General features: G+C 58.1%; 15 protein-coding genes. 12 read left to right on the top strand and 3 right to left on the bottom strand.

What is annotated here, in order from left to right; all coding sequences use genetic code 11:
- The first annotated feature begins 90 nt into the window (after positions 1 to 90).
- Complete coding sequence (locus LAO21_03495; protein MBZ5551761.1) at positions 91 to 498, top strand: response regulator; 408 nt, start codon at positions 91 to 93, stop codon at positions 496 to 498.
- A 48-nt stretch (positions 499 to 546) separates the two neighbouring features.
- Positions 547 to 966 carry a hypothetical protein gene (locus tag LAO21_03490; GenBank protein ID MBZ5551760.1) on the top strand — a complete coding sequence of 140 codons (420 nt, stop codon included), beginning with the start codon at positions 547 to 549 and terminating at the stop codon, positions 964 to 966.
- Positions 967 to 1,053: 87 nt separating this feature from the next.
- Here LAO21_03490 and LAO21_03485 read toward each other — a convergent pair whose 3' ends face one another.
- A complete protein-coding gene (locus LAO21_03485; GenBank protein ID MBZ5551759.1) occupies positions 1,054 to 1,536 on the bottom strand; it encodes an adenosine-specific kinase in 483 nt (160 codons plus the stop codon).
- A 235-nt stretch (positions 1,537 to 1,771) separates the two neighbouring features.
- On the opposite strand from LAO21_03485, the gene LAO21_03480 reads away from it, so the two are divergent.
- Positions 1,772 to 3,643 carry a metallophosphoesterase gene (locus LAO21_03480; GenBank protein ID MBZ5551758.1) on the top strand — a complete coding sequence of 624 codons (1,872 nt, stop codon included), beginning with the start codon at positions 1,772 to 1,774 and terminating at the stop codon, positions 3,641 to 3,643.
- A complete protein-coding gene (locus tag LAO21_03475; protein ID MBZ5551757.1) occupies positions 3,640 to 5,211 on the top strand; it encodes a glycosyltransferase family 39 protein in 1,572 nt (523 codons plus the stop codon). Before LAO21_03480 ends, LAO21_03475 begins: the two co-directional genes overlap by 4 nt.
- Before the next feature lie 16 nt (positions 5,212 to 5,227).
- Here the strand turns inward: LAO21_03475 and LAO21_03470 are convergent, their stop codons facing one another.
- Positions 5,228 to 5,575 carry a hypothetical protein gene (locus LAO21_03470; GenBank protein ID MBZ5551756.1) on the bottom strand — a complete coding sequence of 116 codons (348 nt, stop codon included), beginning with the start codon at positions 5,573 to 5,575 and terminating at the stop codon, positions 5,228 to 5,230.
- Between the two features lie 161 nt (positions 5,576 to 5,736).
- Positions 5,737 to 6,876: an aspartate--ammonia ligase gene (asnA, locus tag LAO21_03465; GenBank protein ID MBZ5551755.1), complete on the bottom strand. Its 1,140-nt coding sequence runs from the start codon at positions 6,874 to 6,876 to the stop codon at positions 5,737 to 5,739.
- A gap of 510 nt (positions 6,877 to 7,386) precedes the next feature.
- Here asnA and LAO21_03460 point away from each other — a divergent pair.
- The 8 genes from LAO21_03460 to LAO21_03425 all read left to right on the top strand — a co-directional run bounded on the left by LAO21_03460 (position 7,387) and on the right by LAO21_03425 (position 13,272).
- The gene (locus tag LAO21_03460) at positions 7,387 to 7,629 is read left to right on the top strand and encodes an AbrB/MazE/SpoVT family DNA-binding domain-containing protein (protein MBZ5551754.1); all 243 of its coding nucleotides are present in this window, start codon (positions 7,387 to 7,389) and stop codon (positions 7,627 to 7,629) included.
- Entirely contained in the window at positions 7,623 to 7,982 is a 360-nt protein-coding gene (gene mazF / locus LAO21_03455) for an endoribonuclease MazF (GenBank protein MBZ5551753.1), read from the top strand. The genes LAO21_03460 and mazF overlap by 7 nt, the downstream gene beginning before the upstream one ends.
- 130 nt (positions 7,983 to 8,112) lie before the next feature.
- Positions 8,113 to 9,036, top strand: coding sequence for an alpha/beta hydrolase (locus LAO21_03450; protein MBZ5551752.1), 924 nt, complete (start codon positions 8,113 to 8,115; stop codon positions 9,034 to 9,036).
- 194 nt (positions 9,037 to 9,230) lie between these two features.
- The gene (locus LAO21_03445) at positions 9,231 to 9,677 is read left to right on the top strand and encodes a hypothetical protein (GenBank protein MBZ5551751.1); all 447 of its coding nucleotides are present in this window, start codon (positions 9,231 to 9,233) and stop codon (positions 9,675 to 9,677) included.
- 197 nt (positions 9,678 to 9,874) lie between these two features.
- Complete coding sequence (locus LAO21_03440; protein MBZ5551750.1) at positions 9,875 to 10,579, top strand: ankyrin repeat domain-containing protein; 705 nt, start codon at positions 9,875 to 9,877, stop codon at positions 10,577 to 10,579.
- A gap of 59 nt (positions 10,580 to 10,638) precedes the next feature.
- On the top strand, positions 10,639 to 10,902 hold the full coding sequence (locus tag LAO21_03435) for a hypothetical protein (GenBank protein ID MBZ5551749.1): 264 nt from the start codon (positions 10,639 to 10,641) through the stop codon (positions 10,900 to 10,902).
- 23 nt (positions 10,903 to 10,925) lie between these two features.
- On the top strand, positions 10,926 to 12,563 hold the full coding sequence (locus LAO21_03430) for a hypothetical protein (GenBank protein MBZ5551748.1): 1,638 nt from the start codon (positions 10,926 to 10,928) through the stop codon (positions 12,561 to 12,563).
- Positions 12,564 to 12,891: 328 nt separating this feature from the next.
- Positions 12,892 to 13,272: a hypothetical protein gene (locus LAO21_03425; protein ID MBZ5551747.1), complete on the top strand. Its 381-nt coding sequence runs from the start codon at positions 12,892 to 12,894 to the stop codon at positions 13,270 to 13,272.
- Positions 13,273 to 13,275: the final 3 nt, after the last annotated feature.

Here is a 13,275-nt window from a genome sequence, read left to right as displayed (position 1 = left end):
AGGAATCTCTTGCGCGTGAAGAGGTCCTTTTACTTCCCTTGCCGGATTGTGCCTCCTTTTTACAGGCAATCGCTGACGAGGTGGTGTGCGATGAGCAACAGCCCCCATATCCTGGTGATTGATGCCACCGTCGCTGAACAAGAGAAAATAGCGACGTTGGCGGACGACTCCCACTCGCTCGTAGAATTTGTCCAGACCCCCCATGGCGCTTTGCAGCGGCTGTCCCGGAGCAACGACTTCGATGCCGTCTTCATGGGAATCGACACGCCCAACGAGGAGTATTGCGCTGTGCTCGATGCGGTCCGCAATAACCGCCGTCCGACCCCGGTCGTTGTCATTTCACCCATCGACGACGTGCCCTTTTATCTGGCCTGCCTCCGGCATGGAGTGTTCGATTACATTGTCCGCCCGGTCGACTGGAAGGAATTTGGGCGCATTTATGCCCTCGTGCTTCATCGCCGCCCGGACGTCGAGATTGCGAAGGCCCAGACGGTCTGAACAGAAGTCCTAGCATTAAATTCGTGTTTTGCTGCAGGAGGGATCCAAATGTTTAAGCCGGGAGATCGTCGCATCCAGGTGCTCCTGGTTTCGCACGATGAGGCTTTTATGGAGCACTGGATGGACCTGTGTGCGTGCCATCATTGTTCCACGTTTCACGTTACCCCGCGAGAGGATGGTCTTTTCCGCAATCTTGCAAAGATTGATTTTGACATTGCTGTTCTGTCGCTCGATAGCCCCACTGAACTTGGATCGGCGCTCGTTTACCTGGAAGAGGTGTCGCCGAACTGCATTGTTATCCCATGCAGCCCCACGAAAACGATCTTGGAACAGATGGAAGGGCACACCCTCCAGCAAGGCAGTGTCATTGCACCCTCTCCCTTCCCCACGGGGGACGAGGACGCGCTGGTCATGGCGCTTCGACAGGTCTGCGAGAAGAACGAATTTGATTGCCATGTGGCTGCGTGAGAACCGGCCGATCCGGTTTTGACAGGCTTCGGATCTTAACGCCTCCTTGCCCTTCGCGGCTCCGCGGTTCAGCCCCCTTCCATTCTTTCAGAGCTTGTATCCAAACTTGCGCAGCATTTCCTTGCGGGCGCTGCGTGCGGCAGCATCTTCGATTCCCTTGGGCGCAGAGCCGTCCACCACTCCCAGGACCCCCCGGCCCTGCGCGCTCTTGAAGATCACGACCTCCACGGGGTTGGCAGTGGCGCAAAAGATGGTGCACACTTCCTGGCAGGACTTTATGGCATTCAAGACATTGATGGGATAGGCGTCTCGCATCAAAAGGATGAAGCTGTGCCCGGCGCCGATGCCCTGGGCATTCCGGGCCGCGCTTGATTTCAGCGCCTCATCATTTCCTTCGACCCGGATGAGGCACGGTCCGCTGGCTTCGCAGAACGCGATCCCGAATTTGACCTGCGGCACCGCACTGACCATGATCTCGTACAAATCCTCCGCCGTCTTAATGAAATGGGTGTGCCCGATGATGACGTTGCAGCCCTCTGGAATTTCCACCCGATAAACATCCAGCTCCATGGACTTGCCCTCCTTTGTCACTCCGGAATGGTGCGCAACGATTGGTGTTGGTTTCTTGTGCTCTCAGCAGCATTCAACAGATTTTTGCATAGTATGCCACATTGCTCCCGGCGATAAAATATGTAGACAATTCTCACCCTGTAAATCGCTCCGGCAAACTGATAGAATCCGCCTGCAATTTGCCCTGTGTCTTCATTACTGTCCCCGGACCTTCTCAGGTCTCCAGGAGTTTCTCATGCAAGATGGAAACGCCCCCGCCGCCCGGCGGTTCGGCTTGATGGTCCTGCTTTTTTGCGCCTTTTCATTTCCCCTCTCCAGTCAAACGGTCGTGAAGCCGCCGTTGCCCCAATCGCTCGCTGACATGAAACCCTTTGAGCAGGATGGTCGCATTCTGAAAGCGGTCCCCGAGGTGGAGCTCCGCCAGGACGGCCAGGTGACCGTTGTTTTTGAGACCATGGTCCCCACGCCCCGCACCCGGGCCTTCATAGGCCAGTTGAATCCCGACATCCCCCTGGATACTCCTTTTTTCCAGTTGACTGCGCGCGAACCTCAACAGGAGCTGGGGACGATGCATCGCCTCAACTTCGATCTCAAGCAGACCGAGACGGACGAGCAGCATTCCAACACCAGTCCCGCCCACGAGGCCGATGTTTTTTATCGTCTGGAGATTTTTGATCCGCGGACTTCGGGACCGAAGTATTTCGAATCGCGATTTCACTATTTCGCCCGGGCCGGCCATTACGAAAAACGCACGACGATCCTTTATGGCCCTTTCGTCGACCAGGTCACCTCCGACTCCGCCGTCATCTTCTGGACAACCGACCGCCCCTCACGCGGCGCCGTGGACCTGTTTGCCGGGAAATCCCCTGCCCCTATGAAACGGTTCGCGGGGAAATCATCGCCGGAGACGGATCACAGAATAAAGATTACCGGGCTGGGCGCGGGATCGTCTTATCGCTATCAGGTCCTCATCCTTGAGCCTTCCGGGGGATCGCCAGTCACCTTGAGCCGGATTTATAGATTTCATGCGGCCCCGAACCGGAGTCAAAAATTTCAGTTTGCCTTCATGTCTGACGGGAGACCCTCGCCCGAAGGCGGGTTTTCAGACTTCGGAGGCGTCAACGCCGAGGTCACCCAGCGATTGTTGATCGACAGCTATCGCCGTGGCGCCGGCCTGGTTCTGTTTGGCGGCGACCTCATTGCCGGCTATACCTCCAGCGTCGAATCCTTCGACCAGATGCTGAACACCTGGAAGCTGATCTCCGAACCGGTGGGTCACCTGATTCCCATCTATGAGGGCATTGGAAATCACGAAACCCTGGCTGATTTCTTTCGTGATGCTGCCAAAAACACGTACAGTCGCGATAAGCTGGGCACCGTCAACTCGGAAAACGAATTTGCCCGTCACTTCGCGAACCCTGAAGACGATTTTCCGGCGCCGGAGGTGCGCGACGGAGTCACCGGTCCGAGTTACCGCGGCACGGTGTACTCATTTGACTACGGTAATTCTCATTTTGTCATGTTGAACATGGATTACTGGTTCACGGTGGGGTCCCAAAAAGAAGATCGCTACCTCCCCTGGAAGCTGCTCGGCGGCAACCGCAACGGATATATCATGGAGAACCAGATGAAATGGCTGGCTGAGGATCTGGCCGCCGCCCGGAAGCGCGGAGTGGAGCATATTTTCGTCTGTGGTCACGACATGGCCTTTCCCACGGGTGGCCATGTGAAGGATGCCATGTGGTGGAATGGCCTCAATAACGCTTCCTTGCCCCTGAGTGACGTGGCCGCCATGCGCGACCGGTTCATGAAGCTCGTCAATGAATACCGGGTGACCGCCCTGCTGTTTGGCCATGAACACAGTTACTCCCGGGTGATCATCGATCATTCGGTGGATAAAGCCATGCAACGCCCGGTGACCCAGATCATCAGCGGAGGCGCCGGAGCCCCCTTTTACCCTCGAGACACGAAGGTCCCCTGGGGCTATGCCGTCAAGAAACATGCCATGATCAACCATTATGTTCTCATCAAGGTGGACAAGGCTAAAGTGACTCTTTCCGCCATTGATCTGGATGGCAATGTGTTTGATACCGCAACCCTTCCATGAAGCCACGAATTCATGCCTGGATCCTCCTGGGGTTGATCGTTTTCTTTGGAAGCAGTGCGCTGCTGTGGCTCAGTCGTAACTCCCGTCCCCCGGGTCCCGATACGGCGGGGGAGATTTACACCGCCCTCGAGTTTTCCCGGCCTCTCTCCAGCCTCTCCCTGCGCGGATTTCGCGAGGTGTTTCTCAGCCACCGTCTGGTGTCCTATCCCCCCCTGCCGCACCTCCTTATTGCGATCCAGTTCGCCCTGACCCGGCCCTCGATTGATTGGGCGGCGGCGGCAAATCTTTTTTGGATGACCCTCTTTGCAGTCGCCGCATACTGCATGGGCAAACGATTTCTTTCACCTGCCACGGGACTGCTCGCCCTGACTCTCACCCTGAGCATGACTATCGTGGCCTCGTTTGTCCGGGAGGTTTCACTGGAACTGGCACTCATGGCGCTCGTCACCGTCTTCATTTACCTGCTCCTGTGCTCAGAGAATTTCACCCGGGGAAGAACCTCCATCGCCCTGGGTCTCGTCGCCGCGATGGGGCTGTTAGTGAAGGAGAGTTTTCCAATTTACGTCTTTTTTCCCACCCTCTTTGTCTTCTTGAGAAACCCGCCCCATCTTTCGTCAAGGCGCCTCCTTTGGGGATTTTCAGGAGCGGCAGTTGCTGTTGCCATCGCGGCCACGTGGTATGTGCCTCACTGGGGAGATGTGAAAGCGCTCTATGAACTGAATCGCCAGCAGGCAATCGTCGAGCACGATCCAATGGGATGGAATCTGGCGGCGGCCCTCTTCTATCCCAATGCCCTGGTCAATTATTATCTCCACCCGTTGCTGGGAGTGCTTTTATTGGTGTCGTGGGTTCGAAACTGGAAGCAAGCCAACGAGGCGAAACAAGCGCTCCTGGTGTGGCTTGCTGGAGGCTACCTCCTGCTTACTTTTGTCATCTCCAACAAAGACGTCCGGCATTTCATCCCGTGTGCCCCTGCCATCGCCTTTCTCGTTGCCGATTGGCTTCTGACTCAATCGGCGACGATACGGCGTGTTCTGGTCTCACTCACCGTGGCAGCGTCATTCCTGTTTTTTTTCGCATCGCAATTTGGCATGCCCCGACACGGAGGCGTGTCTCAGTTTCAGGTCGCGGGATACGAATGGAAGATGTGGGACGGCGCCCTCTTCAGTGAAACAATCCCTCACCGGGAAGACTGGGGTATTCGCCAATTACTCGGTTGGATCGAGGGGGACTCTCGCTCCACCGGCCCATCGCAACGGCTGCTCCGCATCGGTGTTGTCCCGTTTGTGTACCGCTATAATAACCAGACCTTGAGGTGCTACGCCGCTTTTCAGAATATCTCCGCCGATTTCATTCCGCTTGGCAATGAGTCGGACTTTTCAGTCGTCCGCTCCTGTGATTACATCATCACCAAAACCGGCGACCAGGGAGCGTCCTCGCTGACCCTGAACGCCTCCGCGGTGAACCAGTACCTCAATTCAGGAAATTCTTCCTTCGTGCCCCGCGCTTCATTTCCCTTGTTTGATGGCAGCATGGCCACTGTCGTAAAGAAGAAGGATTCCGACTGATTGGAGGGGTGTCGGTTTAGCCGACGGCCTGTTCTTTGGCGCTCGGTTTGGCGGGCTTCGGATTCAACTTCTTTCGCTGATAAAAATCATCCAAGGCTGCCTGCGTTGTGGTGTAGGCCGCGACATTCAGGGCTTTAAGTTCCTGACGGAAGAAGTCGGTGATGAATTCGAGTTTGTCGTCCGGGGTGAGCGCATTGAACCTCGAATTGTTCATGAAATCGAGGAGGATGTAAGGCAGGGCTGAAATCTTCTTGGCCAGGTTGCCTCGTTCCCGCTCCGACTCCATCGTGGAACGGTAAAACCAGAACCCTCCTGCAAAACCGACTCCGAGACAAACCACAGCCACAACGATGTTCAACCACATTGCGCCACCCCTGAATACAAGAAATGAAGATTTAGATATCGGAATACTGGAGTACGAAATTCGAGCCGCAAGAGACGCTGAGATCGCAGAAGGGGATTCATCTTCAAGATTTCGATTCCCAATCTGCGATCTCAGCGTCTCTTGCGGTCCTACCCATTTGACTATTCGAGCACGTGGATGCTCTTTTTGTGGCACATCTCCTTCAGGATCTTCGGCCACACAGTGACGCTGACCTCACCCAGGTGTGCTTTCTTGAGCAAGAGCATCTGGGTTCGTGACTGCCCGATGCCGCCTCCGATGCTGAGAGGAATCTCGCTCTTCATGATGGCCTGGTGGTAGGGGAACTTGAGGAAATCCGTCAGACCGGTCATCTCCAACTGCTTCTGGAGCGTTTGAGGATTGACGCGGATCCCCATGGAGGTCAGTTCGTGGCGTCGCTTGGTCACCGGATTCCAGACCAGGATGTCGCCGTTGAGGCCGTGCATGGGCTGGCCGCTCTCGGACACCGTTTCGGTGACCCAGTCGTCGTAGTCCGCGGCTCGCATCTCATGCGGGTAGCCGTCCTTGAGCGTCCAACCGATCCCGATGATGAAAACGGCCGGGTACTTTTGCAGAATGGCTGTCTCTCGCTGCTTGCGCGGCATGTCGGGATACATGTCCAGGATCTCTTCGGCATGCAGGAACTTGAGTTCGTCAGGAAGGTCGGGGTACTTGTCGGTCTTCAGTTGCGGGAACAATTTTTGGGCATGCACTTCGGCGCCCTTCAGGACTTTCCAGATTCCGCGGACAATGCCTTTCAGAAAATTCAGGTTGCGATGCTCGGCCGTAATCACGCGCTCCCAATCCCACTGGTCCACATAGCAGCTGTGATCGTGGTCCAGGAAGTAATCCTTGCGCACCGCGCGCATGTCGGTGCAGAGCCCTTCGCCCACCTTCATCCCGAACTGTTTCAGGGCGACGCGCTTCCACTTGGTCGCGGCCTGCACCACCTGGGCGTCAATGGGATGCTTGCCGTAGTCGTTCGAAATGTGGAATTGAATGGGGGTGCGCGAACCGTCGCGGTCGAGCATGTCGTTCACGCCGCTCTCCACGTCCACAATCAGGGGAACCTGGACCATCATCAGGTTGAGTTCCTTGCACAGGTTCTCCTCGATGTAATTCTTTACGGCAAAGATGGCTCTCTGCGTTTCCTTCGGATCCAGCAGCGATCGGTAATCACTGGGGAGAATTTTCTCCAGATCTTCATAATTGCCGATTCCCGGGCCTGCCAGATCCGCTTTCTTGTCTGTTGCAGTGGTCATATTAATTAAGTCTCCTTTATGTAAGAGTGCTCTGCTGAGGAAGACACTATTCGAGAGGAAATCGATTGAGCAGCATTGCCCGTCTCGCCATCAGGGAAGGTCGGCTCGTGGGCTGCCAAGCCGAAGGATGAGGGCAACCAGCACGGGCAATCTTACAACCCGAGGCGTCCTAATTCAAGATAATCCTTCCGGATACGGGGTCGTGCAGACACCAGGTGCTTGTTCTCGTGGATTTCACACGGTTCGGCGTTGTTGCGTGCGTGTGTCTGCTGGAACCTCCCTCGATTCTCTGAGACCGACACGGGGTGCAAGCACGCGGGAGGTTTTTCGGCCTGAAGCGGGAACGATACCTGCAAGCGTCTTCGCGGGAGAATACGGGTTATTCATTCGTTAGACCCATTTAGGTGAGGCGAGACGAAGGATTTGTCGTACGACATAACCCCTCATCCGACTTGCATAAAAGATTTTCTGGATGTATCTTCATTGTAGATACATTTTGGGAGGTGGCAGATGCGTGTTACAGTTCGTAAATGGGGAAACAGTCTTGCTCTCCGCATACCCAAGTCTTTGGCTTCTGACTCACGGATAGCCCAGGGGTCGTTGGTTGAGGTGACGCTCGAAAAGGGCAAGTTGGTTGTGACGCCCTTGGCCGTACCCGATTATTCCTTGAATCAACTGCTTGCCAAAGTGAGGCGGCGTAATTTGCACGGGGAGGTGGATACCGGAAGCGCGACAGGACGTGAGTCATGGTAACCCCCACCGCTTTCGTGCCGGCGCAGGGGGATGCCGTGTGGATTACGTTGAATCCCCAAGCTGGACATGAGCAGGCTGGCCGACGGCCTGCGGTGGTTCTTTCACCGCGCGCATACAATGGCAAGGTGGGTCTTGCGCTTCTCTGCCCTATTACCAGCCAGGTGAAAGGTTATCCCTTCGAAGTCATTCTCCCGGAAGGTCTGAATATATCCGGGGCCGTGCTTTCGGACCAAGTCAAGTGCTTGGACTGGCGCGCGCGCCAAGCGAGCCTGATATGCAAGCTCCCTGGAAGCGTCGTTGGTGAAGTGCTTGGAAAGCTGGGTGCCCTCCTGCGTGCGGAGCAGACCATCTGAGAGAAGGGCCTAACCCGCGCGTCACCCGGCCGGCGCATAGAACACAAGCGCGCCGCCGGGTGACGCGCTGGTCGTTTGCCGCACCTATGACTGGCTTGAGAAATATTTTGGAAGGAGCTGCTCGGTAATGATGAAACCTTTGATCTTTGCTCTCCTTGTTGTGCTTGCGTTTGGAAGCGGGAGCGCCCCAGCGGATTCTTGGCAGCCTTCTGCCGGGCATAAGCAGGCGCCAATTTGGCCGGGAGTACCGCCGGGTCCGGGAGCTGACAAGAATCTCGCGGAAGATGCGACGATCGACAAAGACGAGTGGATCGGCGGTAAGCATGTGATCGCGGTGCGCAACGTATCGAGGCCGACGATGACGGTCTACTCGCCCAGCGGAAAGAATACGGGGGCCGCAGTCGTCGTATTCCCCGGCGGGGGATACGAGATCCTTGCCATCGATTTGGAAGGCACGGAGGTCTGCGACTGGCTGACTTCCATCGGAGTCACGTGTGTACTGTTGAAATATCGAGTGCCAGAAACGAAATTTGGGCCGTATCGAAGCAGCCGGATGGCGCTGGAGGACGCGCAGAGGACCGTCGGCCTCGTGCGTTTCCATGCCGCCGATTGGCACATCGATCCGCACAAGATCGGCGTGCTCGGATTCTCGGCCGGCGGGCACATGGTGGCCGCGATGAGTACGCAGTATGAGCCGCGTCTCTATCCCGCCGTCGACGCGGCCGACAAGGAGAGCTGTCGTCCCGATTTCGCGGTGGCGCTTTATCCCGGCCATTTGTGGGGGCATGACGAGTTCAAGTTGAATCCAAATATTCACGTGACACGCGAGACGCCGCCCACCTTCTTGCTGCAAGCGGAGGACGACCGAGTCGACCCCGTCGAGCACTCCCTCGTCTACTATCGCGCTCTTAAGAAGGCCAAAGTGCCCGTCGAGATGCATCTGTACGCGCAAGGCGGGCACGCATTTGGGTTACGACGCACGAAGCTCCCGATCACGCGGTGGCCTCAGTTGGTGGAGACGTGGCTGGGCACGATCGGGATGATCTCGAAATGAGTGCTATGCCGCTGATCAGAAGGAACAGTGTTGGAATCTCAAATAGGAAGTGCGCTTGTGGGGGGCGGCTCACCAACCGCTTGAGCTGGCGGCGGCCTGGAGGAAGACTCGGGTCGGCGCTACACTGGAGAATCTTGATAGCCGCCGCACCTCAGCGGCGGCGTTAGCCGGACAAGAGAGGACATGGAGTTTCGATGGATTGGAGACAGGTAGGGACACTATCCGTTACGATACTGCTCGCGGTGATCGGCTATCTGGCCACCTATTGGAATAACTTGCGTTTGGCCCAAAGAAAGTCGCGCCTCGACCGGATAGAACGACAGCTTCGCGATCTGTATGGTCCTCTTTTGTCGTTGTCTGAAGCATCGACCCGCGTGTGGGAAGCGTTCCGGGGAAAATACCGGCCGGGAAGATCCTTTTGGGGAAGTTCCGATCACCCCACGGCGGTTGAGGCAACAGCGTGGCGAGAATGGATGACTACTGTGTTTATGCCTCTGAACGAAGAGATGGCGCAACTAGTGACAGCCCACGGTGATCTTCTTGAAGAGCCCAAAGTGCCGGAATGCCTGCTTATGCTTTTTTCTCATGTGGCGAGTTACCGACCAGTAATGGAGGCCTGGAAAAAAAGGGGATTTTTCTGAGCACACGTCGCTTCTTAATTTTCCGACTGAGGCTGTGTTGGAATACGCCCGTCGGCACTATGAACGCTTGAAGTTGGAACAAGGAGCCCTGCTAGGAACCAAGGTCGGCTAACGACCCGCGTGTGCACCCGGCTGGCGCGAGAAGCCAAAGTGCGTCGGCCGGGTGACGCGCCAGACGTTAGCCGGAAGAGAAACCGATGCGAAAGGTGGAGTCGGTGTTTCTTGAGTTCGTTCGACATGTCGTGAACGGCGAGATCGACGAAGTGTCCCGCCGACTGGCGGCCAGTCCCACTCTTGCTACAGCGCCGGCTGAGGTTGGCGCTGCTCGCCATGGGGCACCCGACTTTTTTTTCACCGAAATCGCCCACTACCTTTACGCCGGCGACACGGCTCTCCATATGGCTGCCGCCGCGTTTCGGCGTCCGATCGCCATGCTTCTCGTCGCACACGGGGCGGATTGGCACGCGAAGAATCGCCGCGGCGCCCAACCCCTTCACTACGCGGCGGACGCCAACCACTGGGAACCGTCGGCACAGGCGGAGACGATCGAGTACCTCTTGTCGGTTGGCGCAGACCCCAATGCCTTGGACAAGAGCGGCGTGGCGCCCCTGCACCGAGCGGTGCGAACCCGGTCGTTGCCAGCAGTCCGGGCTCTGTTGGATGGCGGCGCCAACCCGAGGGCGCCGAACAAGTCCGGCTCGACGCCCCTGCACCTTGCCGTTCAAACCACTGGGCGAGGAGGGAGCGGTTCTGAGCACGCTCGCCAGCAGCAGACGGGCATCATCAGGCTCCTGCTGGAACGCGGCGCCAACCCGACCGACAAAGACGGGCGTGGTAAACAGGTGAGTCAGGCGGTGACGAGTGAGTGGATTCGAACCTTGCTCATCGGAGGGTCCGGCTAAGCGGAAGCCAGGCCCGAAGAAGCATCCCTGAGGCCCCGGAACCCCTGAGGAAGGCGCACATGCCCGATTCCCCGCCCCATTCGATCCCTCCCCGGCTCCTGGCCCTGCTCCTCGCGGGCCTGCCCTCCGCGGCCATGGCAGCGGACGAGGCGGAGCGCCGGGGCTTCGGCGTGCAGCCGATCATCGGCTACGACGACGAGACCAGCTGGACGCTCGGCGCCAACAGCGCGTTCTACTTCAATCCCGATCCCAGGAACGACAAGCAGGAGTTCGACCTCGTCACCGGCTTCGCCCTGAACGCCGACGAGGACGTCCAGAAATAGATCAAGCTCAAGGAGGCGTTTTAGTGCCGTCTGCCGCCCGGAACCCCCGACGCACCAGGAGGAACCTCGCCAAGGCCACCCTCGGTCTCTCGATCACCACCCTGCTCCTGATCCTGGGGCTCTGGGGCCACAGCGCCTCGCGGATCCCCGACCTGTTCCGCCTGAACAAGGAGTGTCAGGAAGAGGGTTACTACATGGCCGAGTTCGAGTTCAAGATGGTCGGGATCATCTACCTGCTCGACCATGGGCAGTACGCGAAGGCCGTGTCGAGCATCGAAAGGCTGCATGAGCAGCTCAAGACGCGGAAGGGCCTCGTCAAGGTGCCGAAGTTCGCGGACAAGAACGAGGAAATGGACTTCTACCTGAGCCTCCAGAATCCCCGGACCGGAGCGTTCATGGACGATTCCTGCCCTTACTGCACCTGGGAGGGTCCGACAGGAAACGTCCTGGAGCACCTGGAGAAGCTCTCGAAGGAGACGGGCCGCCCCCTGCAGCTCAGGTATCCTCTGAAGTTCTTCGACCGGATCGACACGCCCGAGGAGCTCCAGGTCTATCTCGACGACCTCGGCCATATCGGATGGGTCGCCTCGAAGCTTCCCGAGAGCTCCTTCCATTTCATCCGCGACCTTCTTTCGTACACCAGGGAAGGGAACCTCGTCGAGAGGAACCACCTGTACGCCTTCTCGCCCGAGTGGAAGCGCACGCTGCTCCAGTGGGTCTATGAGAGCCAGGATCCCAAGACCGGGTACTGGGGACCGCGGTTCCGCCATGGCGGGAAGCTGACGAAGAGAGACCTCCACAACACCAGCTCGATCGCCAAGGCGTTCGTCGACGACCAGGGCAACGATCGCTATCCCGAGTTTCCCCTGCGCCACAAGGACCGGATGTTCCAGACCACGCTCGAGGTGATGGCGGAACCCCATCCGGACGCCACGGGCGGTCTCGACGAGTGGCACGCCTGGACGCTGCGCGAAGGCAAGGGCATCACCCTGCTGACCCGGTATCTTTGGAACGATGCCTCCCCCGAAAACAAGGCTCGGGCGCGGAAGACCTTCGAGTCGCTGCTCCGGCTCAAATACGAGAAGTACTACATCCGGGGCGAAGGGGCGTTCTGCTACTATCCCGGATCGCAGCACGCGACGCTCGACGGCACGGGATCGGCGCTGGTCAATCTCGACGACGCCGGAAGCTTCTCCGCCGGGAAGCAGCGGCATATCTGGGGCGGGCCCGAGCAGACCTGCGCCAATCTCGGACAGGTCACCGCCGCGACGCTCACGGAGGCCGATTTAGCCCCCCTCCGGAACGCCAAGGAGGTGAACTCCTTCCGCTACTACCGCGGCGCACCGGATCCCGATGATTTCACAGCCCAGGTCGAGGGCGTCTTCTACGCGGGCGAGGCTCCGGTGCTCGACCTCGTCGAGCTGGCCCCTGGACTCAAGGCCTGGGCCGATGCGACGACGCAAAGCATGGGCAATTGGACATCGCGCCAGGAGATCCTCGAGGAGCTCTCGAGGGTCCACACCGGCCGGGTTCCCGTCTTCCGCGGTGGAATCCCCCTGGACCGGCTGAACAAGGCGCTCCAGGGGAATGGAACCGTGCCTGTCGTCGGCTTCGACGTGTTCCAGGTGCCTGTCTGCCGGATCACCTACACGCGGCCCTGATTCCCCACGCGCCCGCGATTCCGGCTTGGCTGGCTAGCGTGAAGCCTGTGTACGAGCATGGTCGCAGCCATCACGGTCGAAATGCTGGCTCGAAAGTGGACGTACTTGAAAGACGAACCGGCGAACAACGCATTGCAGCTGACGGCGCCTCGCGGCCCGGCTGCGGCAAGATCGGCTACTGAGCCGCGTGCGCATTCGCGCACCGGCGCCGCAGCTGAACGCCAAGGTCGTTAGGCAGTGGGAGGCGTGACTAGGGTGCTATGAAAGGATTCGCGTATTTGCGTTTCTCAATGCGACGGGCTACGACAAGCAGGTTCCGGGGAAAGCCATGCACCCGGTCAGGCTCAAGGCCCGGCAGATGATGGCGGCAACGCTGGCGAACGTGCCCGAGAGGTACGAGAATTATTATTACACCCTCGAAAGCCCTGGCAGTAATGGTGGCGTGCATGAGTACCTCCATTCAGTCGTCAGGGAACACGTCAAGGCGAACTTCACGAAGCATCGCAGTAAGCTCAGGGAATATTACCGTGCGGGCAAGGCGGGGCCGATGTCGAAAAGTTATCAGCAGGACGCCGGGTTTACGGAGGAATGCCTGGTCCGGGCACTCGATAAGCGGATTGAAATCTTTCTGGGGGGAGCCCTGGCGAAACAAAAGGCACAGGAGAATCTGTTGAAGGAGTGGCGTGGAAAAGGCTGTCATTCCCCTTGATCC

This window comes from Terriglobia bacterium, assembly GCA_020073085.1.
Taxonomy (GTDB): Bacteria; Acidobacteriota; Terriglobia; order JAIQFV01; family JAIQFV01; genus JAIQFV01.
This window is presented reverse-complemented; position numbering and strand designations above follow the sequence as displayed.

Coding starts and splice junctions, on each gene's coding strand:
- LAO21_03495 (MBZ5551761.1), top strand. CDS start 91: ATGAGCAACAGCCCCCATATCCTGGTGATTGATGCCACCGTCGCTGAA.
- LAO21_03490 (MBZ5551760.1), top strand. CDS start 547: ATGTTTAAGCCGGGAGATCGTCGCATCCAGGTGCTCCTGGTTTCGCAC.
- LAO21_03485 (MBZ5551759.1), bottom strand. CDS start 1,536: ATGGAGCTGGATGTTTATCGGGTGGAAATTCCAGAGGGCTGCAACGTC.
- LAO21_03480 (MBZ5551758.1), top strand. CDS start 1,772: ATGCAAGATGGAAACGCCCCCGCCGCCCGGCGGTTCGGCTTGATGGTC.
- LAO21_03475 (MBZ5551757.1), top strand. CDS start 3,640: ATGAAGCCACGAATTCATGCCTGGATCCTCCTGGGGTTGATCGTTTTC.
- LAO21_03470 (MBZ5551756.1), bottom strand. CDS start 5,575: ATGTGGTTGAACATCGTTGTGGCTGTGGTTTGTCTCGGAGTCGGTTTT.
- asnA (MBZ5551755.1), bottom strand. CDS start 6,876: ATGACCACTGCAACAGACAAGAAAGCGGATCTGGCAGGCCCGGGAATC.
- LAO21_03460 (MBZ5551754.1), top strand. CDS start 7,387: ATGCGTGTTACAGTTCGTAAATGGGGAAACAGTCTTGCTCTCCGCATA.
- mazF (MBZ5551753.1), top strand. CDS start 7,623: ATGGTAACCCCCACCGCTTTCGTGCCGGCGCAGGGGGATGCCGTGTGG.
- LAO21_03450 (MBZ5551752.1), top strand. CDS start 8,113: ATGAAACCTTTGATCTTTGCTCTCCTTGTTGTGCTTGCGTTTGGAAGC.
- LAO21_03445 (MBZ5551751.1), top strand. CDS start 9,231: ATGGATTGGAGACAGGTAGGGACACTATCCGTTACGATACTGCTCGCG.
- LAO21_03440 (MBZ5551750.1), top strand. CDS start 9,875: ATGCGAAAGGTGGAGTCGGTGTTTCTTGAGTTCGTTCGACATGTCGTG.
- LAO21_03435 (MBZ5551749.1), top strand. CDS start 10,639: ATGCCCGATTCCCCGCCCCATTCGATCCCTCCCCGGCTCCTGGCCCTG.
- LAO21_03425 (MBZ5551747.1), top strand. CDS start 12,892: ATGCACCCGGTCAGGCTCAAGGCCCGGCAGATGATGGCGGCAACGCTG.